The organism is Ensifer sp. GW821-FHT05G01, assembly GCF_059419585.1.
The window spans coordinates 459,611-480,337 of sequence record NZ_JBWKSC010000001.1 but is presented as its reverse complement, the minus strand read 5'-3'; the positions used below and the strand labels follow the sequence as shown (position 1 = coordinate 480,337).

Annotated in this window: 22 protein-coding genes, 1 tRNA gene and 1 riboswitch; of the genes, 13 read left to right on the top strand and 10 right to left on the bottom strand. The window is 63.2% G+C overall.

All coding sequences use genetic code 11. The features are described from left to right. The first annotated feature begins 50 nt into the window (after positions 1–50). The 3 genes from AC07UR_RS02370 to AC07UR_RS02360 are packed head-to-tail and all read left to right on the top strand — an operon-like array spanning position 51 to position 3,903. Positions 51–1,259, top strand: coding sequence for an acetyl-CoA C-acetyltransferase (locus tag AC07UR_RS02370; protein WP_077502872.1), 1,209 nt, complete (start codon positions 51–53; stop codon positions 1,257–1,259). Between the two features lie 2 nt (positions 1,260–1,261). Continuing rightward, positions 1,262–1,675 carry a YbaY family lipoprotein gene (locus AC07UR_RS02365; RefSeq protein ID WP_173418924.1) on the top strand — a complete coding sequence of 138 codons (414 nt, stop codon included), beginning with the start codon at positions 1,262–1,264 and terminating at the stop codon, positions 1,673–1,675. An 11-nt stretch (positions 1,676–1,686) separates the two neighbouring features. After that, positions 1,687–3,903, top strand: coding sequence for an FAD-dependent oxidoreductase (locus tag AC07UR_RS02360; protein WP_209787663.1), 2,217 nt, complete (start codon positions 1,687–1,689; stop codon positions 3,901–3,903). Positions 3,904–3,981: 78 nt separating this feature from the next. Here AC07UR_RS02360 and AC07UR_RS02355 read toward each other — a convergent pair whose 3' ends face one another. Continuing rightward, positions 3,982–4,680 carry a DAPG hydrolase family protein gene (locus AC07UR_RS02355; protein WP_209787666.1) on the bottom strand — a complete coding sequence of 233 codons (699 nt, stop codon included), beginning with the start codon at positions 4,678–4,680 and terminating at the stop codon, positions 3,982–3,984. Between the two features lie 99 nt (positions 4,681–4,779). On the opposite strand from AC07UR_RS02355, the gene AC07UR_RS02350 reads away from it, so the two are divergent. Together AC07UR_RS02350 and AC07UR_RS02345 are read left to right on the top strand one after the other, a co-directional pair. Beyond that, the gene (locus AC07UR_RS02350) at positions 4,780–5,412 is read left to right on the top strand and encodes a TetR/AcrR family transcriptional regulator (protein ID WP_209787668.1); all 633 of its coding nucleotides are present in this window, start codon (positions 4,780–4,782) and stop codon (positions 5,410–5,412) included. 203 nt (positions 5,413–5,615) lie between these two features. Next, positions 5,616–6,452 (top strand): methyltransferase domain-containing protein, encoded by an 837-nt coding sequence (locus AC07UR_RS02345; RefSeq protein WP_209787670.1) that lies wholly within the window; start codon positions 5,616–5,618, stop codon positions 6,450–6,452. Between the two features lie 58 nt (positions 6,453–6,510). On the opposite strand, the gene AC07UR_RS02340 is transcribed toward AC07UR_RS02345, so the two are convergent. After that, the gene (locus AC07UR_RS02340) at positions 6,511–7,413 is read right to left on the bottom strand and encodes a DMT family transporter (protein ID WP_209787672.1); all 903 of its coding nucleotides are present in this window, start codon (positions 7,411–7,413) and stop codon (positions 6,511–6,513) included. 304 nt (positions 7,414–7,717) lie between these two features. On the opposite strand from AC07UR_RS02340, the gene AC07UR_RS02335 reads away from it, so the two are divergent. Continuing rightward, a complete protein-coding gene (locus tag AC07UR_RS02335; RefSeq protein ID WP_209787674.1) occupies positions 7,718–8,299 on the top strand; it encodes a LysE family translocator in 582 nt (193 codons plus the stop codon). A gap of 18 nt (positions 8,300–8,317) precedes the next feature. On the opposite strand, the gene AC07UR_RS02330 is transcribed toward AC07UR_RS02335, so the two are convergent. Continuing rightward, entirely contained in the window at positions 8,318–8,791 is a 474-nt protein-coding gene (locus AC07UR_RS02330) for an SRPBCC family protein (RefSeq protein WP_209787676.1), read from the bottom strand. Between the two features lie 149 nt (positions 8,792–8,940). Between AC07UR_RS02330 and AC07UR_RS02325 the strand changes: the two genes are divergently transcribed. Then, positions 8,941–9,450, top strand: coding sequence for a winged helix-turn-helix transcriptional regulator (locus AC07UR_RS02325; protein WP_209787679.1), 510 nt, complete (start codon positions 8,941–8,943; stop codon positions 9,448–9,450). Between the two features lie 3 nt (positions 9,451–9,453). On the opposite strand, the gene AC07UR_RS02320 is transcribed toward AC07UR_RS02325, so the two are convergent. Beyond that, on the bottom strand, positions 9,454–10,542 hold the full coding sequence (locus AC07UR_RS02320) for a calcium:cation antiporter (protein ID WP_209787681.1): 1,089 nt from the start codon (positions 10,540–10,542) through the stop codon (positions 9,454–9,456). Between the two features lie 182 nt (positions 10,543–10,724). Here AC07UR_RS02320 and AC07UR_RS02315 point away from each other — a divergent pair, with 182 nt between their 5' ends. From AC07UR_RS02315 to AC07UR_RS02300, 4 genes are all read left to right on the top strand, one after another. Beyond that, entirely contained in the window at positions 10,725–11,369 is a 645-nt protein-coding gene (locus AC07UR_RS02315) for a S24 family peptidase (RefSeq protein WP_173418914.1), read from the top strand. 13 nt (positions 11,370–11,382) lie between these two features. Next, positions 11,383–12,216: a thermonuclease family protein gene (locus AC07UR_RS02310; protein ID WP_209787684.1), complete on the top strand. Its 834-nt coding sequence runs from the start codon at positions 11,383–11,385 to the stop codon at positions 12,214–12,216. A 50-nt stretch (positions 12,217–12,266) separates the two neighbouring features. Then, a complete protein-coding gene (locus AC07UR_RS02305; protein ID WP_173418912.1) occupies positions 12,267–12,677 on the top strand; it encodes a tellurite resistance TerB family protein in 411 nt (136 codons plus the stop codon). A gap of 97 nt (positions 12,678–12,774) precedes the next feature. Beyond that, a complete protein-coding gene (locus tag AC07UR_RS02300) occupies positions 12,775–13,587 on the top strand; it encodes a sterol desaturase family protein (protein ID WP_209787687.1) in 813 nt (270 codons plus the stop codon). 55 nt (positions 13,588–13,642) lie between these two features. Here the strand turns inward: AC07UR_RS02300 and AC07UR_RS02295 are convergent, their stop codons facing one another. From AC07UR_RS02295 to AC07UR_RS02285, 3 genes are all read right to left on the bottom strand, one after another. Then, positions 13,643–14,476 (bottom strand): transporter substrate-binding domain-containing protein, encoded by an 834-nt coding sequence (locus AC07UR_RS02295; RefSeq protein ID WP_173418910.1) that lies wholly within the window; start codon positions 14,474–14,476, stop codon positions 13,643–13,645. Between the two features lie 185 nt (positions 14,477–14,661). Continuing rightward, a tRNA-Gly gene (locus tag AC07UR_RS02290) sits at positions 14,662–14,736 on the bottom strand. Between the two features lie 80 nt (positions 14,737–14,816). Further along, on the bottom strand, positions 14,817–15,914 hold the full coding sequence (locus AC07UR_RS02285) for a 2'-deoxycytidine 5'-triphosphate deaminase (protein WP_173418909.1): 1,098 nt from the start codon (positions 15,912–15,914) through the stop codon (positions 14,817–14,819). Between the two features lie 74 nt (positions 15,915–15,988). Further along, positions 15,989–16,067, top strand: a riboswitch (SAM riboswitch). 44 nt (positions 16,068–16,111) lie between these two features. On the opposite strand from AC07UR_RS02285, the gene AC07UR_RS02280 reads away from it, so the two are divergent. Continuing rightward, a complete protein-coding gene (locus AC07UR_RS02280; RefSeq protein WP_209787690.1) occupies positions 16,112–17,296 on the top strand; it encodes an O-succinylhomoserine sulfhydrylase in 1,185 nt (394 codons plus the stop codon). Positions 17,297–17,336: 40 nt separating this feature from the next. Here AC07UR_RS02280 and AC07UR_RS02275 read toward each other — a convergent pair whose 3' ends face one another. Then, positions 17,337–17,951 (bottom strand): CDP-alcohol phosphatidyltransferase family protein, encoded by a 615-nt coding sequence (locus AC07UR_RS02275; RefSeq protein ID WP_209787695.1) that lies wholly within the window; start codon positions 17,949–17,951, stop codon positions 17,337–17,339. 111 nt (positions 17,952–18,062) lie between these two features. Between AC07UR_RS02275 and apaG the strand changes: the two genes are divergently transcribed. Next, positions 18,063–18,455, top strand: coding sequence for a Co2+/Mg2+ efflux facilitator ApaG/CorD (gene apaG / locus AC07UR_RS02270; RefSeq protein WP_173418906.1), 393 nt, complete (start codon positions 18,063–18,065; stop codon positions 18,453–18,455). A gap of 5 nt (positions 18,456–18,460) precedes the next feature. Here apaG and AC07UR_RS02265 read toward each other — a convergent pair whose 3' ends face one another. Both AC07UR_RS02265 and argF read right to left on the bottom strand, forming a co-directional pair. Continuing rightward, complete coding sequence (locus tag AC07UR_RS02265) at positions 18,461–19,450, bottom strand: Hsp33 family molecular chaperone (protein WP_173418905.1); 990 nt, start codon at positions 19,448–19,450, stop codon at positions 18,461–18,463. Positions 19,451–19,691: 241 nt separating this feature from the next. Next, on the bottom strand, positions 19,692–20,609 hold the full coding sequence (gene argF / locus AC07UR_RS02260) for an ornithine carbamoyltransferase (protein ID WP_209787698.1): 918 nt from the start codon (positions 20,607–20,609) through the stop codon (positions 19,692–19,694). Positions 20,610–20,727: the final 118 nt, after the last annotated feature.

Here is a 20,727-nt window from a genome sequence, read left to right as displayed (position 1 = left end):
AACTGTTTGACGGGCGGCACCGGATGGTGCTGCCGAAAGGGAGATGAGACATGACGAAAGTCTTCGTTTACGACCACGTGCGCACGCCGCGCGGCCGTGGCAAGAAGGACGGATCGCTGCACGAAGTGCCGTCCGTTCGCCTTGCGGCCAAGATGCTGGAGGCCGTGCGTGACCGCAACGGGCTCGATACGGCGACCGTCGACGACATCATCATGGGTTGCGTCGATCCGGTGATGGATGCCGGCGCTGTGATCCCGAAGGCCGCCGCCTTTGAAGCGGGCTATTCCACCCGGGCACCCGGCATGCAGATCTCGCGCTTCTGCGCATCGGGTCTCGATGCCGTCAACTTCGGCGCGGCGAAGATCGCCCAGGGCGCCGACGATATCGTCATTGCCGGCGGCGTCGAATCGATGTCGCGCGTCGGCCTCGGCATGTCCGGCGGCGCCTGGTTCATGGATCCCTCCGTCAACCTGCCGGGCTATTTCATGCCGCAGGGCGTGTCCGCCGACCTGATCGCCACCAAATACGGTTTCAGCCGCGACGACGTCGATGCCTATGCGGTCGAAAGCCAGAAGCGCGCCGCCCATTCCTGGGAAAAGGGCTACTTCAAGAAGTCCGTCGTCCCCTTCAAGGACCAGAACGGCCTCACCATTCTCGACCGCGACGAGCACATGCGTCCCGGCACCGACATGCAGGCGCTCGCCTCGCTCAACCCGTCGTTCCAGATGCCGGGCGAAATGGGCGGCTTTGAAGCCGTCGGCATCCAGGCGCATCCGGAGATCGAGAAGATCAACTACGTGCACCATGCCGGCAACTCCTCGGGCATCGTCGACGGTGCTGCCGCCGTGCTGCTCGGCTCCAAGGCCGGCGGTGAAAGCATGGGGCTCAAGCCCCGCGCCCGCATCCGCGCTTTCGCCAATATCGGCTCCGATCCGGCGCTGATGCTGACCGGCCCGGTCGACGTCACCGAGAAGCTGCTCAAGCGCGCCGACATGAAGCTCTCCGACATCGACCTCTTCGAGCTCAACGAGGCCTTCGCCGCGGTCGTGCTGCGCTACATGCAGGCCTTCGACATTCCGCACGACAAGATCAACGTCAACGGCGGCGCGATCGCCATGGGCCATCCACTCGGCGCGACCGGCGCAATGATCCTCGGCACCGTGCTCGACGAGCTGGAGCGGCGCGATCTCAACACCGCGCTGGTGACGCTGTGCATCGGCGCTGGCATGGGCACCGCCACGATCATCGAAAGGGTCTGACGATGGATGCGACCCGCCGCACACTTCTCGGACTGATGAGCCTGGGGCTGCTTGCAGTCTCGGCTTGCGTGTCCGACGAGGAGGAAGGCGGCGACAGCTTCACGCTGACCGGTGCGATCACCAATGTCGCCAATGGCCCGGTTCCGGCCGGCACCGTCACCATCCGGCTCGAGGAGCAGGGCGTGATGGATGTGGCCGCCAAGCTGATTGCCGAGACTTCCGTGTCGAGCGACGGCAAGGCGAACCGCGTGCCCTTCGTGCTGCAGGTGCCGAAACCCGAACTCGACAAGGCTGTCGATGCAGGCTTCACCATCCGCGTCGAGCGCGACGGCAGGCTGATCGCCACCAACACCACCAAACAACGTTACAGCGGCGGATCGAACATCTCGCTGCGCATCGAACCCATTCTCTACTGAGGGGGAGAACCATGACGAATTATACCAATTTCAAGATCGAGACCGATGCCGACGGCATAACCCTTGTCACCTGGGACATGCCCGAGAAGTCGATGAACGTCTTCACCCAGGAGGTGATGGAAGAGCTGAACGCCATCGTCGACGCGACGACGGCCGATGCCGCCGTCAAGGGCGTCGTCTTCACGTCGGGCAAGTCGTCGTTCTCCGGCGGCGCTGACCTTTCGATGATCAAGTCGATGTTCACCTTCCAGCAGGAAGAAAAGAAGAAGGATCCGGCCAATGCCGCCCAGAAGCTTTTCGACCTCGTCGGCCGGATGACCGGTCTCTTCCGCAAGCTCGAAACCTGCGGCAAGCCATGGGTTTCGGCGATCAACGGCACCTGCATGGGCGGCGCCTTCGAGCTTTCGCTCGCCTGCCACGGCCGTGTCGCCTCGAACTCCAAGTCGGTCAAGATCGCGCTGCCGGAAGTCAAGGTCGGCATTTTCCCGGGCGCCGGCGGCACCCAGCGCGTGCCGCGCCTGACCAATGCGCAGGACGCGCTGCAGATGATGACGACAGGCTCGTCGCTGACGGCAGCCCGCGCCAAGGCGATGGGCCTGGTGCATGAAGTGGTCGACCCCGACAAGCTGGTCGATGCCGCCAAGGCAATGATCAAGAACGGCCTGAAGCCGGTCCAGCCCTGGGACGAAAAGGGCTACAAGGTGCCCGGCGGCGGTATCTGGACGCCGGCGTCCGCCCAGCTCTGGCCGGCCGCTTCCGGCATCCTGCGTCGCGAGACTCAAGGCAACTATCCCGGCGCCATCGCGATCCTCAAATGCGTCTATGAAGGCCTGCAGGTTCCGTTCGACACGGCTCTGAAGATCGAGCAGCGCTACTTCACCGAGATCCTGCAGACGACCGAAGCCTTCTCTATGATCCGCTCGCTGTTCGTCTCGATGCAGGAACTCGGCAAGGGCGCCCGCCGTCCGGCCGGCGTGCCGAAGTCCGAGTTCAAGCATGTGGGCGTCGTCGGCGCCGGCTTCATGGGCGCCTCGATCGCTTATGTGACGGCTGCCGCCGGCATCGCCGTGACACTGATCGACCGCGACATGGAAGCGGCGACAAAAGGCAAAGCCCATTCGGAAGGCCTGGTGAAGGAGTCCGTCGGCAAGGGCCGCCTGACCATGGAAGAAGGCGAAGCGCTGCTTTCCCGCATCACGCCATCTGCCGACTACAACGACCTGAAGGATGTCGGTCTCGTCGTCGAAGCCGTGTTCGAAGACCGACAGGTCAAGAAGGACGTGATCGAGAAGGTCGAGTCCGTGATCGGCGAAGGCACTATCTTTGCCTCCAACACCTCGACGCTGCCGATCACCGGCCTTGCCAAGAATTCCAAGCGTGCCGGCCAGTTCATCGGAATCCACTTCTTCTCGCCGGTCGAGAAGATGATGCTGACGGAAGTGATCCTCGGCAAGGAGACAGGCGACAAGGCGCTCGCGACAGCACTCGACTATGTCGCCGCGATCAAGAAGACGCCGATCGTCGTCAACGACACGCGCGGCTTCTACGTCAACCGCTGCGTCTTCCGCTACATCCACGAAGCCTATGACATGCTGATCGAAGGCGTGCCGCCGGCGATGATCGAAAATGCCGCCAAGATGGCTGGCATGCCGGTCGGGCCGCTGTCGCTCAACGACGAAGTCGCGATCGACCTCAGCCAGAAGATCCTGAAGGCCACCGTTGCCGATCTCGGCGAAAAGGCCGTCGATCCCAAGCACATGGCGCTGATCAACAAGATGGTCGACGATCTCGACCGCCGCGGCCGCAAGAACGGCAAGGGCTTCTACGAGTATCCGGCAAAGCCGGCGAAGAAGTATCTGTGGCCGGAGCTGAAGACGCTCTATCCGCAGAAGAACGCCGACAAGATCGACGTCGAGGTGCTGAAGAGCCGCTTCCTCGCAACGATCGCGCTCGAAGCCGCCCGCACCATGGAAGAAGGCATCGTTACCGATCCGCGCGAAGCCGACGTCGGCTCGATCCTCGGCTTCGGTTTTGCGCCCTACACCGGCGGCACGCTCTCCTACATCGACGGCATGGGCGCCAAGGCCTTCGTCGCGCTGTGCGAGAAGCTCGCCAAGGACTATGGCAACCACTTCAAGCCGACAGCGCTCTTGAAGGAAATGGCCGAGCGTGGCGAGACCTTCTACGGCCGCTTCGACCCCTATGGCGAGAAGAAGCAGGCGGCTTAAGCAGCCTCTGGGCAAACATGCAGACAGGCTCCTCGCGGAGCCTGTTTTCGTTTCGGGGCACGGATAACCTGCCCTCGGTTACCACAATACCGGCACATCAGCGCGATTGGCCGGATCGGCCCAGTAGAGCGACGGTAGCACTTTGGCGAGATAGCTGAACTCGGTGTAGCAGTGCTGCAGGAGGCCGAGGCCTATGGCATCCGGCACAGGATGGCTTACGCCAGCGTCCAGGCCGAGAACAAAGCGGCTGCGCAGCACCGCGCCCTGGTCGGTATCGCGCACGACATGCACCATCTGGCCGTCGCGCGGATCGCCGTTTTCATCCAGACGCACTTGCTCGCCGAACCCAATGCGGGCGTAAACGGCGGCGGAGGCGCGGCCGGTCGTCATCGCCTGGTCGAACATGCCCTGACCAAAAACCTCGCCCGGTTCATGAAACTTGATGACTGCGGGCACCGGCGGAATATCGCCGAGACTCTCGACCGCGCGGATGGTGGCGCCGACATAACGCTCTCCCTTGATGCGATGCGCGTCCCAGCCGTTGTGGGCGACGTGATCGAGCGGGTGCCACCAGGACAGGTGTTCCGTTGTGTCGAAATGCTTGAACCACCAATCGAGCATTCGGCCCTTGCAGCCGGGAAGCTCGGTCCTGACGGCGACCACGAGGGCGCCGGTCTCGAGCCGGCTGATGCCGGTTTCGAGCCGCATCGGCACAGGATCCAGTAAGTCGGTGACAAAGCCGATACCGGCGCGGGCGTGATCGGTACTGACATACATGTTTCATCCTCTTATGTGAGAAATCAATTTAGGAAACGTTGTACGTTTCCTAAATATCCACTATGCCTGTCGGCGAGATTTGTCAAACGGAGCCATGCCTTGCCGACGACAGAGGCGGAGACGCAAAAACGACGGGGCCGGCCGGCAAGGCCGGAAGAGGCACTCGCCGCGGCCGTGATCGCTGCTGCAACGAAATTGATGCTCCAGCACGGCTATGCCGCGATGACGATGGAGGCGGTCGCCAGACAGGCCGGCGTCGCCAAGAAGACGGTCTACCGCTTTGCCGGCGACCGGGAGGCGCTGTTCGGCCTGATCGTGAAAAACTGGACGGATACGTTCCTGCCCGCTTTCACGACCGAGGCGGCAAGTGCCGAAGAGGTGCCGGCGATCCTGGAGGCGATCCTGTCGACCATTGCGCAGCGGGTGCTTTGCGAGGACGCAGTCGGACTGTTCCGACTGCTCGTCGGTGACATCCCGGCGCGAGAGGAGATCCTTTCGATCTACGATCGCAACGGGGTCGAGCGTTCGCGAGCGCTGCTGGCCGACTGGCTCGCCCGTCACAAGGCGCGCGGCCTCATCGATGTGGCCGATGCGACGATGGCGAGCGACCTGATCCTGTCCATGGTGATCGCCGAACCACTGCGACGCATGGCACTCGGTCTGGTGGCCCCGGTTCCGGCGACGGATATCCGTCCGCGGATCACGGTGGCGTTGGCGCTCCTGCGCCTGTAGGACCAAACGAGCAAGCCATTACGCTCGGCTTGTTTGTCGTCAACACGGCTTTTGCCTCCGAACGGAGCAAGGAGTTGCGGGCCCAGAGACACGCGCGAGCGGTGCGCCACGACCTTCGCACTAACCAGAATCCGCCGACGCCGCGAACGTTGACGGGCGAATTGTGCAGGCGCATCCTCCTGTCGACCAGAGGGGGAGACGCCATGAGCGAGCCTGATCTCTATCTGCTTGGACGCGCCGGGCCCGAGGAAGAACGGTTGAAACGGCAGATCGCCAATCTCGCGCCAGACTCGGACCAACAGCTCGAGCGGATCGGTATTCGACCGGGTGAACGCGTGCTCGATCTCGGCTGCGGTCCCGGCGGCGTGCTGCATCTGCTCGGCAAACGCGTGGGGCCGACCGGCTCTGTGCTTGGCATCGAGCGCGATGCCCACTTCGTCGAGCTGGCGCGTCGGTTCGTCGCGAGCCATGCCTTGCGACAGGTCGAGGTGCGAGAGGGTGACGCCTACGCCACCGGCCTGCCGCGCGGTTCCTTCGATGGTGCCCATATGCGCCTGGTGCTCGTCAACGTGCCCGAGCCGGAACGCATCGTGCGCGAGATGGTTTCCCTGGTGAAACCGGGCGGCTGGATCGCCAGCTTCGAGGCCGATTTCCTCGCCCATGTCTGCGATCCGCCGCTTGCCGCCTGGGATCGGCTTCTGGCCGCCTATGTCGCGTATTCGGCGGCGCGCGGCATCGACCTGCATATCGGCCGCCGCACACAGCGGCTCTTCCGCGAGGCTGGCGTCGAGGCGCTCAGCACGGATGCGGTCGTCCACGTCTATCCGCCCGGGCATGACCGGCGGCCGATCCTGCGCGATTTCATCGCCAATGTCCGCGAGGGCCTTGTCGATGAAGGCTTCATCGGCCGCGCCGAACTCGAAGTCGAACTACAGGCGTTGGATCGGCACCTCGCCGATCCCTCGGTCCTCGTCACCTCGCACCTGTTCTTCCGGGTGAGCGGTCGTATTCCCGGCATGCGGGAGGCCTCGGGACGCTGAAAGACCAGAAGCCCCGGCTGCTTTTCTTTCTTGATGCGACGCCTGCAGGCGTCGGCCGTTACGCCTGGGGGCCTACACCCTGAACGGCAACAGCACGCCGATGCGCAAGACGCTCGCCGACGATGATCGTCACGCCCGCGATGAAGATCAGCGCGGCGCCGGCAAAGACGTTGGTGGCCGGAATATCGCCCCAGATCAGGAAGCCGAGCCCGAAGGCCCAGACGAGCGAGGTGTATTCGAACGGGGCGATCACCGAGATCGGTGCCCGCCGCATGCCCTCGAACATCGCATATTGCCCGATGCCGGCAATGACGCCGGTGCCCGCCATCAGCGCGACGTCGAACAGCGCCGGCGGCGTCCAGAAGAAGCCGACGGCAACACCGGTCATGCCGATGAAGAAGACGTTGGAGATCGTCATCTGCGTCAGCGTCGTTTCCTGAAGGGCGGTCTTGCGCAGCATCACCGTGCCGATCGCCCAGAAGACGGCGGCCATCAGCGCCAGGAAGACCGGCAGGGACAGTTTCATGCCGGTTCCGAGCGGATCGCAGGCAATCAACACGCCGACGAAGCCGAGCAGCACCGCGAACCAGCGGATCGGCGGCACGTCTTCCTTCAGGATCGGCACGGCCAAGAGCGTCACCACGATCGGCGCGGCATAGTAGAGCGTGGTCATCTCGGCGAGACCGAGATCGCGGGCGGCATTGAAATAGGACAGCCAGGCGGCGAGCAGCAACAGGTTGCGCACGAACAGCGGCTTGATGACGGGCGACGAGATCGCGCGGCGCACGAGCTTGCCCCGGCCGATCACCAGGCAAAGCAGGAGAATGGTGATGCTGCGGGTGAACAGGATCTGCCAGACCGAGTAGCCGACCACCAGCCATTTGACCGACGCATCCTGCAGCGAGAACAGGAAATAGGAAAACGTCGTCATCACGATGCCGGAAAGCACTGTCTTGTTCATGGAAAACCCCGAAGGCAGCCGGGAGAGAAGGCGGCAGCGCCCGTCTGATAGCGTGCCGCCGTTGTGCGTGGAAGAGGTGCCGACAGCCAGCCCTGTCGCGAAATCTTGGTGTGGCGCTACGGCCAACACTTGATGGAGATCAAGACCTCGGGCCGACCGCGTCGCTACAGAGGGAGAAACGGGGCGAGGTCGCCCGTCCCGGGTGCCGCAGAATGTCTCAGTCCCGCGCCAACTGGACGGTATGCAGATTGACGCGCAATGTTGTAGATGACGGCTCTATTGCCGCGAAACCGGGTCTTCAAAGATGCAGCCGCTCGCCTTCACCCTCGCCGCCCTCGTGCTTCTGGCCACACCCGGCCCGACCAACACGTTGCTTTGGCTTTCGGGAGCATCCGCCGGCTTCAAGCGCTCGACGCCGCTGCTTCTGGGCGAACTCGGTGGCTATCTCTCGGTGATCATTCCGGCCGTGGGGTTGCTGGCACCGTTTCTGGCGGCGCATCCACAGATCGGGCTGGCGCTCAGGATCGTTGCGGCCTGCTGGGTGCTCTTCCTTGCCTACGCACTCTGGACCACCGGCGACGACAGCCGGACCTCGACGGAGATCACCATTCGGCACGTGTTCGTGACGACGCTGCTCAATCCCAAGGCCCTGATCGTGGCACTGGTGCTTCTGCCGCAGACGGGCCTTGCGGCGACGCTGCCCTGGATTGCCGGGTTTTCGCTGCTGGTTGTTGTCGGCGGTTCGTTGTGGATCGGCGCCGGAGCCATGCTCGTGCAGCTCTCGCGTGGCGCGCGAACGTCGCGTCTGCCGCGCCGCATTGCCGCCGTCTGCCTCGCCGTCTTTTCCTTCGGCATTGCCGGCAGCGCGCTGGCCGCCCTCGCCTGACACCAGTCGCCAATCGGATCAGGCGGCAGCCTGAGCCTCGCCCAGTTCGGTGCCAAGCGCCGCGATCAATTCTTCCCAACCTTGCCGGCGATACTCAACCTTGTCGAACCCGTCGAGAAAGGCGGCCTGCTCGGTGAAGACGATGCGCGCGCCGGCGCCATGCGGCTGGATATCGACCGTTGCCACCGAAGCGGAAATCCGCCGCTCGTTCTCCGCCATGGTATAGGCCGAGATGATGCGTCGGTTCTCGACGATGTCCAGGTAGATGGTGTCGTTGGTATAGAAGGTCTTGCCGTCCTTGCTGAACCGGCCGTTCTCGCGTCCGCCGACGCGGAAGTCGTGGCTGTATTCGGCAACGGGCCAACCATCGGCCTTGACGAACCAGCGGTCGTGCGCTGCCGGATCGGCAAAGGCACGAAAGACCTGCTCAGGCGTCGCCTTGAAAACCCGCTCGATAGTGAAGCTCGCATGCTCCACGGAATTGGCGCTCATGATCTTCTCCTCCTCCTCGTTCCGTCCTGAAGGGCCGGTGCGCGCGTTTCATCGCCCGTATTCGCCCATCGGAAACTGCTTTCATTTCAAAAGCAGTTGCAAGATAATTCCACTGCTGCAATAATGCAAGCAGTTTTGAAGAGGTCCCCATGAAAGACGATCATCGCTCCGGCTGCCCGATCAATCTCTCGCTCGAGGTTTTCGGCGACAAATGGAGCCTGCTGATCATCCGCGACATGATCTTCGGCGGCAAAAGGCATTTTCGCGAACTGCTGCGATCGCAGGAAGGCATCTCCTCGAACATTCTCGCCGATCGGCTGAAGATGCTGGTCGACGAGGGCATGCTGACCAAGACCGACGACCCGACGCACAAGCAGAAGGCGATCTACAGCCTCACCGAAATGACCATCGCGCTGGTGCCGATCATGGCGCATCTGGGCGCCTGGGGGCGACGCTACTTAGCTGTGAGCGAAGAGCTCAGCATCCGGGCCGAACTGATGGAAACCGGCGGCCCCGATCTCTGGGACCGCTTCATGGACGAGCTTCGCTGTGAGCATCTCGGCCTACCCCTCGACGGCCCGCCGCGCGTGCGCGCCACCCTGCAGGCAGCCTACGAGGATGTCATCGCAAGGAAGACCCGGGAAGGCGTTGTCGCCTGACGGCTACAAACCGATGATCGAGAGCATGACGAAGGTGGCAAACAGCACGAAATGCGTCATGCCCTCTATGGCGTTGGTCTGGCCGTCATTGAGGTTGATCGCCGCTACGATCAGCGTAATCGCCACCATCACCGTCTGCGCCGGCGACATCGCCATGATGAAGGGCTGGCCGGTGTAAAGCGCGATCGCCTCCATCACCGGAACGGTGAGGATAACGGTCGATAGCGAGGCGCCCAGCGCGATATTGACGACCGCCTGCATGCGATTGGCAAGTGCCGCGCGCATGGCCGTCATGATCTCCGGTGATGCCGAGATGGCCGCAACGACGATGGCGGCGACCGCCGGCGGCGCGGCGCTCCCCTTGAGCCCTGAATTCAGAAGCCCCGACATGATTTCGGCGAGTGCGCCGATCACCACCACGCCGACGAGCAGGATCACGATCGACGGCAGCACCGGTTCTCCGGGTTCTTCTGCCTTGTCGACGCCGTCGCTCTTCACCCGGGGATAGCTGTAGCTGAAGAAGTAGCTGTGCACCCCCACCTGCATGCGCAGGAACAGCGTGTAAAGCATGATCATCGCGCCGATGGTGAAGGCCGAATAGAAATGCCATTTCGAGGCCGGCACGAATTCCGGCACGACCATCGAAATCCCCATCGCCGTCAGGATCATGACACTATAGGTGCGCGCCGAATTGTCGTTGTAGGGCTGTTCGCCATGTTTCAGCCCGCCAAGCAATGCGGCGAGACCGAGAATGCCGTTGATATCGAGCATCACAGCGGAATAGATCGTATCGCGCACCAGCGTTGGAGAGCTCTCGCCGGTCATCATGATCGCCAGGATGATCACTTCCACCAGCACGGCGGAAAGCGTCAGGATCATCGTGCCATAGGGATCGCCGACCTTTGCCGCCAGAACTTCGGCATGGTGCGCAACCCGCATCGACGCCAGCACGATGGCGGCCACCAGCGCTGCCGCCCCGACAAGGGAAGCGGTCTGCCCCATCTCAAGCACGCGGTGTTCCAGCACAAAACCGGCGACCGCGGCAAGGAACGCGGCGAGCAGCAGACGTTCGGATTTCAGCACCGCCAACACATCAGCCCCTCGCCGGCCAAACCCAAGCAACGATAAGGACTATAGAAGCGGGAAACTCTATTTCAATCGGAGTGGGCAAGGATTATTTTCCTCCTTCTTCTTTACCATCCCGGCGCGCTTGGCTAATCTACTGGCCAACACAGGCATAGCGGCCGTCGCTCACCTGCCCGGACCAGACATTCATGCTGTCACACAACACAATCTGGCACGCCATAGACGCCCTGGCCGAGCGCCATCAGCTCTCGCCATCAGGGCTTGCGCGCCGCGCCGGGCTCGACCCGACGTCCTTCAACAAATCCAAGCGCCAGTCCGCCGATGGCCGCGAGCGCTGGCCGTCGACGGAATCGATTGCCAAGGTGCTGGATGCCACCGGCGCCACCATCGACCAGTTCATGGCGCTGATGCGGCCGGACGCGATCCGAAGCGAACCTTACAAGGGCGCCATACCGCTGATCGGCTTTGCCCAGGCCGGCGCCGGCGGCTTCTTCGACGATGGCGGGTTTCCCGCCGGCCAGGGCTGGGACGTCGTCGATTTCCCGGCGGGCGCCGAGCGGCGCGACGGCATCTATGCGCTGGAGATCCAGGGCGACAGCATGCTGCCGCTCTATCGCGATGGCGACGTCCTGATCGTCGACCCTGGCGCGCAGGTCCGGCGCGGCGACCGCGTCGTGGTCAAGACCCGCGAAGGCGAGGTCATGGCGAAAATCCTGGTGCGGCATACTCCGCGCAACATCGAACTGCTATCGCTCAACCCGGAACATCCCAACCGGAGTTTCGAAATGAGCGAAGTCGAATGGATCGCCCGGATCATCTGGGCCAGCCAATAGGACATCTTTCCTGATGCGGCAGCAACTGATCACTCTTGCAGGCGGGATTGCCGCCCTGGCGCTCTATACCGGCATCCTCTATGCGGGTGCTGCGACGATCCGCGACCGCGAAAGTTCTGCCTCGCCGGACTTCGTGCTGGAAACGCCCGACATGGGGGAAGCGGAACCTTCGGTCGCGCCTGAAGACGTGCCGTTCGACATGTCCGACCCCCAGGCAGCCGACACGGCGCCCGATGCAGGCAGCCAAGGCAAAAGCAGCTCCCACGCTACCGAGACCACAGCCCGCGCAATCGAACCGCAGCAGTTCGGGCTGCCCGACGAAGTGACGACGAAGCCGCTCGAACGCATCGAGCCGCGCAAACCGCTGTCGGACACGTCCAAGGACAAGCCGCAGGCGCCGACGATCCTCCTGCAGCCGGTGGCGCTCGCCGCCGGTCTCATCCGCTTCGACAAGATGACGTTGCAGCTCGACGGCATCGAGCCGGAGGCGGCGGAACGGACCTGCGAAAGCGGCGGCAAGAGCTGGCCCTGCGGCATGGTCGCCCGCACGGCGTTTCGCAATTTCCTGCGCGCCCGGGCGGTCAGCTGCGACATTCCCGGCGACGGAACGGGCGACACCGTCACCGCGCACTGCACCGTCGGCGGCCAGGACCTGGCAGCTTGGCTCGTCGCCAACGGCTGGGCGACGCCGTTGGCCGGCTCGGCGCTCGAAGAGCAAGCCGAAGCGGCGCGCAAGGCAAAGGTCGGATTTTACGGCGACGATCCGCGCGATTTTCGCCAGACGCCGATGCCGTTCGACGACCCGAGCGCGGCAGCGACGATGGACGAACCGGCACCGGACTTGTAAGGAACGGCGAAGCACACCAGTTCTTTGCAACCACTTGCCGGAAAGCCGTCATGCCCCCCAGCCTCAGCCAGCACGAAGCCCTTGTCTATGTCATGGTGATGATGTCGGCGGTCGACCGGGAGATGAGCGACGACGAGTTCGCGCGCATCGGCAGGCTGGTGCAGTTTCTTCCCGCCTTCGAAGGCTTCGACGAGGACCAGCTCGTGCTCGTCGGCCACGAATGCGCCGCACAACTCGCCGCCCCCGAGGGTCTCGACATCGTGCTCGAGATCGTGCGCGAAGCCCTGCCCGAGCGGCTGCACGAAACCGCCTATGCACTTGCCGTCGAGATTGCGGCCGCAGACCAGCGCATCCGCAACGAGGAAATCCGTTTGCTTCAGCTGCTGCGCGATCGCCTGGGCCTCGACAAGCTTACCTGCGCTGCAATCGAGCGCGGTGCTCTTGCCCGTTTTCGCAAGTAACGGCGCCCACGCGACCTGCTCACGTCAACGTGTCTTGGCGCAGCGCCGCCGAAGCATGATATCGCTTCACAGAAAGACGGCAGCGAGGGCGTAACGGATGCAGCTTTTCGGCGTGACAGAACCCCTGTGGCGCCTTGCGGCCTTTCTCTCGGTCTTTGCCGCCATGGCGGTGCTCGAACTTTGGCACCCGCGGCTGGAGCGGCCGGAGTTGCAAAAGGCGCTGAAGGCACGCCGCTGGCTTACCAACCTCTCCATTCTGGTCCTGTCTTCGCTTTCGCTGCGGCTGATCTTCCCGGCTGCAGCGACCGGTGCGGCATTCTGGGCCGGGGCGCGGGGATACGGTCTGCTACCTGCACTGAGCATTCCCCCGCTCGTCGCCGGCGTGATCACCTTCGTCGTGCTCGACTTTGCCATCTGGCTGGAACACGTCGCCTTTCACAAGGTTCCGCTCTTCTGGCGGATGCACCGGGTCCATCACGCCGACCCGGGCGTCGATCTGACCACGGCTTTGCGGTTTCATCCGCTGGAGATCATCGTCTCGATGGCCTGGAAGATCGCGATCATCGTCGCGCTCGGGGCGCCTGCCGTCGCCGTTCTCTTGTTCGAGATCGTGCTCAACGCTGCTGCCATGTTCAACCACGCCAATCTGCGGCTGCCGCCCCGCCTCGACCGGGCACTGCGGCCGCTGATCGTCACGCCCGACATGCACCGCATCCACCACTCGACCGAGCGCTCGGAGACAGATTCGAACTACGGCTTCAACCTGGCGATCTGGGACCGGCTGTTCTCGACCTATACCGACCGGCCTAGACGGGGCGACGAGGCGATCGAAACAGGGCTCACCGACTATGGGCGCAGTGCGCCGACCAGGTTGTTGTGGTCGTTGCTCCTGCCGTTCCGGCGTAACTGATCAAAGCATGTTGCGCAAAAGTGCGCAGCGGTTTTGCGCGGACGACATACGGGCTTCAGTAGATGCCGTTCGGGAAATAGCGCAGGTAAATCTCGTCGAGCCGCCCGCTGCGTGAAAGAGCCAGCAGGGCGTGATCGATCGCTTGCGTCAGCGCCGGCTCCGCCTTTCGGTTCATGATCGTCAGGCCTTCCCCCAGAAAGCGCTGCGAGAAATAGGCACCATCGACAAGCCCGCAGCATCCCGCAGCAGCGCCGCCCGACACCCAGAAGGAAAGCTGCATGCCGTCGGAAAAGACGGCCGCTACCTCGCCCTTCTGCAGGGCGGCGAGCATCGCATCACGATCCGGAAAGACCTTGGCTTCGAGCTTGGGGAAGAAAGCCCTGAACATCACCTCGTGGGTGGTGCCGGAAACGACGCCGACCACTTTGCCCTTGAGGCCCGATGGGTCCGTGACCGCGCCGGCCGCCTTGGTGTTGACGGCGAAGCGCGCGGGAAGCCGCATGAAGGGGCGCGAAAAGCCGAAGCGCTGGCGCAGTTCCGGACTGACGGCGATGCCGGCTGCGACCGCCTCGCCCTGGCCTTCTTCCAGCGCCGGCAGCAGCTCGGCATAGGTCACCGCCTGGATCTGGCATTTGGCTTCGATATCGAGTTCGCGGCAGATCTCGCGCACCAGGTCGACATGGAAACCCGAAAGTTTGCCCGACTGGTCGATGAAGTTGAACGGCGGGAAATCCACCGTCGTCAGGAACCTGAGCCGCGCAAGGCCGGTAAGGTCCGGCTTGGCGATGCGCTCACGCGCATCGAACAGATTGGGCAGGTCCTTGGGCTGGGCGGCAAGCGGCGCCGCGATCAGATAGACGCAGAGGGCCAGCAGTCGGTGAATTTTCATGGGCAAGGGCCAGCGCGTCTCTTCGTGATGCCATACGGCCTGCAAAGCCGCGGATGATTCATGGGTGACGCGGAGATTAGCCGGATGGAACCGGGCTGGCTACTGGCTTCGGCGCGCTGCGGGTCGGTCCGTCGCACGCAGGGATGCCGGCTTAAAGCCTGGCTGGCTGTTATTGAAGAGAAAAGTGGAGCGGGTGATCGGGATCGAACCGACGACATCAAGCTTGGGAAGCTGGCGTTCTACCACTGAACTACACCCGCAGCGTTTCGGAAACTTCCTCAACCGCATGCATCTGTCAAGCACCGTTGCGCCGCGCCGACGCGCAACGGCACTTTTTCTGTTACTCCGCGTGGAAATGCTTGGAGAGCTTGAGGCCCTGCGCCTGATAGTTGGAGCCGAGACCGAGGCCGTAAAGCCCTGCCGGACGTTCAAGCATATGCTCATAGACCAGCCGACCGACGATTTGGCCATGCTCGAGGATGAAGGGCACCTCGTGGCTGCGCACTTCGAGTACGGCGCGGCTGCCGGTTCCGCCGGCTGACGCATGCCCGAAGCCCGGGTCAAAGAAGCCGGCATAGTGCACGCGGAACTCGCCGACCAGCGGATCGAACGGGGTCATCTCGGCAGCATAAAGCGGCGGAACGTGCACGGCTTCGCGCGACACCAGAATGTAAAACTCGTCGGGATCGAGGATCAGCTCGTCACGGCCGCGGCTATAGAGCGGCTCCCAGAAGTCGAAGACCGCGTGCTGCGCCTTCTTGTCGACATCGACGACGGCGGTGTGGTGCTTGCCGCGATAGCCGATCAGCCCGTCCGGGCCGGTGCCCTTGAGATCGATCGACAGCGCGATGCCGCCGCCGCTGACATTGGGCTTTTCGCTTGCAACCAGCACGTCGCTTTCATGCAACGCCAGCAGTTCCTGCTCGGAGAGCAGCGCCTGGCCGGTGCGGAAGCGGATCTGCGACAGGCGCGAACCACGCCTGACGACGATCGGGAAGGTGCGCGGGCTGATTTCGAGATAGAGCGGTCCGCGATAGCCGGCCGGGATCTTGTCGAACTCCTGGGCGCGATCGGTGATGACGCGGGTGAAGATGTCGAGGCGACCGGTGGAGCTCTTCGGGTTGGCGGACGCCGACATGGTTTCCGGCAGGTCTAGGCTCTCCATCAACGGCACGATATAGACGCAGCCGGTCTCCAGCACCGCACCTTCGGAGAGATCGACGACATGCAGCTTCAGCCGGTCAAGCTTGTCGGCAACGAGGTGCGACGGGCCCGGCATGAAGCTTGCCCGCACGCGAAACGCCTTGGCGCCGAGGCGCAGATCGAGGCTTGCCGGCTGGATCTGATCGGCATCCAGCGCCTTCTCGCTTTTCAAGCGTCCGGCTTCAAACAGCGCGGCGATCGCGCGGTCGGCCAAAATCCCAGTCTCGCGGCCCATTTCGATCCTCTTTTCAGTTGCGAGACAAAACCAAACTCCAGGAATTGACGCAAGCGCACCCAAGCAGTATTGGAGCTTTATCCCGTGGTGATTTGGCCGGTCGGCTTGCAGCCACGTTAAACAAGTAGCTAAAAAGGCCGGGTATCAAACCGGCCCTTCACGCGGCCGGTTTTTTTGTTTTTGAAGGTGACCGTCACATGAGCAAAAACTGGCGCCCGGCAACCCAACTCGTCCACGGCGGAACGACCCGCTCCCAGCACGGCGAGACGTCCGAAGCAATCTTCCTCACCCAGGGTTTCGTCTACGAGACATCCGAGGCGGCGGAAGCGCGCTTCAAGGGCGAGACCGAAGGCTTCATCTATGCCCGGTATGGCAGCCCGACCAACGACATGTTCGAAAAGCGCATGTGCATGCTGGAAGGCGCCGAAGATGCGCGCGCCACGGCATCGGGCATGGCCGCAGTCGCCGCCGCCATTCTCTGCCAGCTGAAGGCCGGCGATCACATCGTTGCTGCCCGCGCCCTCTTCGGCTCTTGCCGCTGGGTGGTCGAGACGCTGGCGCCAAAATACGGCATCGAATGCACGCTGGTCGATGGACGCGATCTCGCCAACTGGGAAAAGGCAATCCAGAAGAACACCAAGGTCTTCTTCCTGGAAAGCCCGACCAACCCGACGCTCGAAGTCATCGACATTGCCGGCGTTGCCAAATTGGCCAACCAGATCGGCGCCAAGGTCGTGGTCGACAACGTCTTCGCCACGCCGCTGTTCCAGAAGCCGCTTGAACTGGGCGCTCATATCGTCGTCTACTCGGCCACCAAGCATATCGACGGCCAGGGCCGGTGCCTCGGTGGCGTGGTTCTGTCCGACAAGGACTGGATCAACGAGCATCTGCACGATTACTTCCGCCACACCGGCCCGGCAATGTCGCCGTTCAACGCCTGGACGCTGCTGAAGGGCATCGAGACCCTGCCGCTGCGCGTCAAGCAGCAGACGGAGAATGCCCGCCGCGTCGCCGACTTCCTGGCCGAGCAGCCTCAGGTCGCCAAGGTGATCTACCCGGGCCGCAAGGACCACCCGCAGGCCGACATCATCGCCAAGCAGATGACCGGCGGCTCGACCCTCGTCGCCTTCGAACTCAAGGGCGGCAAGGACGCGGCCTTCGCGCTGCAGAACGCACTGCAGATCGCCCGCATTTCCAACAATCTCGGCGACAGCAAGAGCCTGATCACGCATCCGGCAACGACGACGCACAAGAACCTGACCGACGAGGCGCGCGACGAACTCGGCATCTCCGCCGGCACCGTGCGTTTCTCCGCCGGCATCGAGGACAGCGACGACATCGTCGAGGACTTTGCCCGCGCGCTGAAGAGCGTCAAGGCCTGACATCGACGGACAGGATGGCCGCCCGGACAGCGGGCGGCCACTACTGCCGGTCGCGAAACCCCATTCGCGCGAGCATGATGCGCGAGAGGGCCGTGTAGAGGCAGACGACGGCAAACAGCGTCGCCAGTACCGAAAACCACGCCGGGAACAGACAGAAGGCCAGGAAGACGGCGATCGTCTCCGTCGCCTCGGCGAGCCCTGTGGTGAAGTAGAGCGACTTTCCCCCCCGCACATCCGTCGTCATCGCTCGCTTCTCGGCCATGATGGCATAGGCAAGAAAACTCGCACCATTGACGTAGAACGAGAAGAGCAGCAGCCCGCCGGCGAGCCCATTGGCCTGCGGATCGGCGAGGATGAAGCCAAGCGGGATGGCGCCATAGAAGACGAAGTCGAGCACGATATCGAGGAAACCGCCGAAATCCGTCTTGCGCGTTGCCCGCGCCACGGCGCCGTCGAGCCCATCGCAAAGCCGGCTGACGACGATAAGGATGGCGCCTGCGAGATAGAATTGCCCGGCTATCAGGGCAGCGGCAACGAGGCCGAGCACCAGGCCGGCGATCGTGACAGCATTGGCGCTGATGCCCCCGCGGGCGAGCGCGGCGCCCACGCGATCCAGCATCGGATCCAGATGTTTTCTCACCGCGCCATCAAGCATCGGCGCAGCCTTCCCGCCGTGTTGCAGGCAACGCATGCAATCCTGCCGTTATTCTTGACGAAACCATATTGCTGTAGAATACCCTGAAAGACTTGAAACAAGGTGTTGCCCATGTATCGCGCGCTCACTCGCGACATAGAAGTTACGGTGGAGCCGTACTATCTGGAAGAGCAATCTGATCCGGATGACAGCCGCTATGTCTGGGGCTACCGCATCGTCATCGCCAACCATTCGACCGAGGCGGTCCGGCTGATGACGCGCTACTGGCATATTACCGACGAGAACGGTCAGGTGGACGAGGTCAGCGGACCCGGCGTCATCGGCGAGCAGCCGTTGCTGAACCCGGGCGACACCTACGAATACTCTTCCGGATGCCCGCTCGATACGCCGTCTGGCGTCATGTTCGGCCACTACAGCATGGAATCGGAAGGCGGAGAACACTTCAACGTGGCCATCCCCGCCTTCTCGCTCGATTCACCAGGGCTCGTGCGAACCCTGAATTAGCCAGTCTACTGCTGACGGACTTCGCTTGCCTCGAAGCGATAGGTGGTCGAGCAAAACTCGCACGTCACCTTGATCAAGCCGTCCTCGATCGTGCTCTCGATGTCGTCGGCATGCAGCCCGGTCAGTACCGAACGGATCTTTTCGCGCGAACAGCTGCAGCGATCATAGACGGCCTGCGGCTGATAGACGCGAACGCCGCGTTCGTGGAACAGCCGATAGAGCAGGCGCTCCGTGCCGACCATCGGATCGGTCAGCTCGTCGGCATCGATCGTCTCGACCATGACCTTGGCTTCCGCCCACAGATCGTCCTCGTCGAAGAGATCGTCGTTGTCGTCACCGTCGCCGCCCGAAAGATCCGGCTGGCGCATGCGGTCCGGTGCATCCGGCAGAAACTGCGCAACCATGCCGCCGGCACGCCAGCGATGGCGCGGCTTGCCGTTCTCGTCGCGGTCGAGCAACTCTGCGACGCCGAGGCGCACCTTGGTCGGGATCTGCTCCGACTGGCGGAAATACACGCCGGCAATTTCCTCGAGCGTGGCGCCATCGAGCGCGACGATGCCCTGATAGCGCTGGGTATGGGCGCCCTGATCGATGGTGAAGGCGAGAATGCCCTTGCCGAGCAGTTCGTGCGACTGCGTGCGCCCGTCCTTCAAGGCATCGGCAAGCGCTTCCTCGTTGAAGCGGGCATAGGCGCGCACCTTGTCGGGCGTGGCAAAATCGGCGACCACGAGATCGACGGGACCGTCACTCTTCGTCTGGACGATGAGCTTGCCGTCGAACTTCAGCGACGTGCCGAGCAGCACAGTCAGCACCACGGTCTCGGCGACGAGCCGGGCGACCGGAAGCGGATAGTTGTGGCGCTCAAGGATGGCATCGAGCATCGGGCCGAGCTGGACCGCGCGGCCGCGAACATCGAGGCCTTCCACCTGGAAGGGCACGACATGGTCGTCACCGGCAAAATCGAATTCGCCAAGTCCGGGCGCCATCTCAGTCATCTGCAGCTCCTTACGTAACCGGAGAAGGCCGCGCGAAGGACATGAACATCCCCCGGCGCAGCCTGCCCGTCATCCTATTTGATCCCGCCATAAACGGATTTGTCCAGCAGGCATGTGCCATTTTCCGGCCCGTCATGCCCTGCCTGTCGTCGGGGTGCGTCCGTGGTTTCGACCCAGGAACGTCCCGCATGCGGCCTAAATCGGGTCGCACGCGGCAAATTTCAAGGGGCGCGCTCGCCGGTCAGACGAGCCCCATGCACCAGGCGATGATCGACTTCTGCGCATGCAGCCGGTTCTCCGCCTCGTCGAACACCACCGACTGGGGGCCGTCGATGACCTCGTCGGTCACCTCCTCGCCGCGGTGTGCCGGCAGGCAGTGCATGAACAGGGCGTCCGACGAGGCGTGTTTCATCAACGCCTCGTTGACCTGGAAGGGCTGGAAGACGTTGTGGCCGCGGGCGCGATGCTCCTGGTTCATCGAGATCCAGGTATCGGTGACGACGCAGTGGGCGCCGGCAACGGCTTGTTCGGCCTCGTGGCACAGCAGGATCTCGCCGCCGTTGTTGCGCGCCCAGTTGAGGATCTTGTCATGCGGCTCGGAGCCGAGCGGCACCGCCATGTTCATACGGTAGCCGAAGCGGGCCGAGCCCTCGATCAGCGAATGCAGCACATTGTTGCCGTCACCGGTCCAGGCGATGGTCTTGCCCTTCACCGGTCCGCGATGCTCCTCGAAGGTCATGATGTCGGCCATGATCTGGCAGGGATGCGTGTCGTCGGTCAAACCATTGATGACAGGCACGGTCGCGTGTTCGGCAAGTTCGAGAAGCCGGCGGTGATCGGTTGTGCGGATCATGATCGCGTCGACGTAGCGCGACAGCACCTTGGCGGTGTCGCCGATGGTCTCGGCGCGGCCGAGCTGCATCTCGGTGCCAGAGAGAAACAGGGTCTCGCCGCCGAGCTGGCGCATGCCGACATCGAAGGAAACGCGGGTACGGGTGGACGGCTTTTCGAAGATCATCGCAAGCATCTTGCCGGCGAGCGGCTTTTCGGCGGTTCCGGCCTTGGTCGCCGTCTTTCGCACGCGCGCGTCGTCAATGATCGTCCTGAGATCCGCTGCCGTCATGGCCGAAAGATCGATGAAGTGTCTTGTGCCTGCCATCGTAGTCAATTCCTGTCCTCAGAATGGCCCTGAAGCGCGGCCGGGGCCGAAGATTAAAAAACGCTTCGACGCCTCGGGTTCACGCATGGACCCTTAGGAAAATCGCTGCCGATCTCCG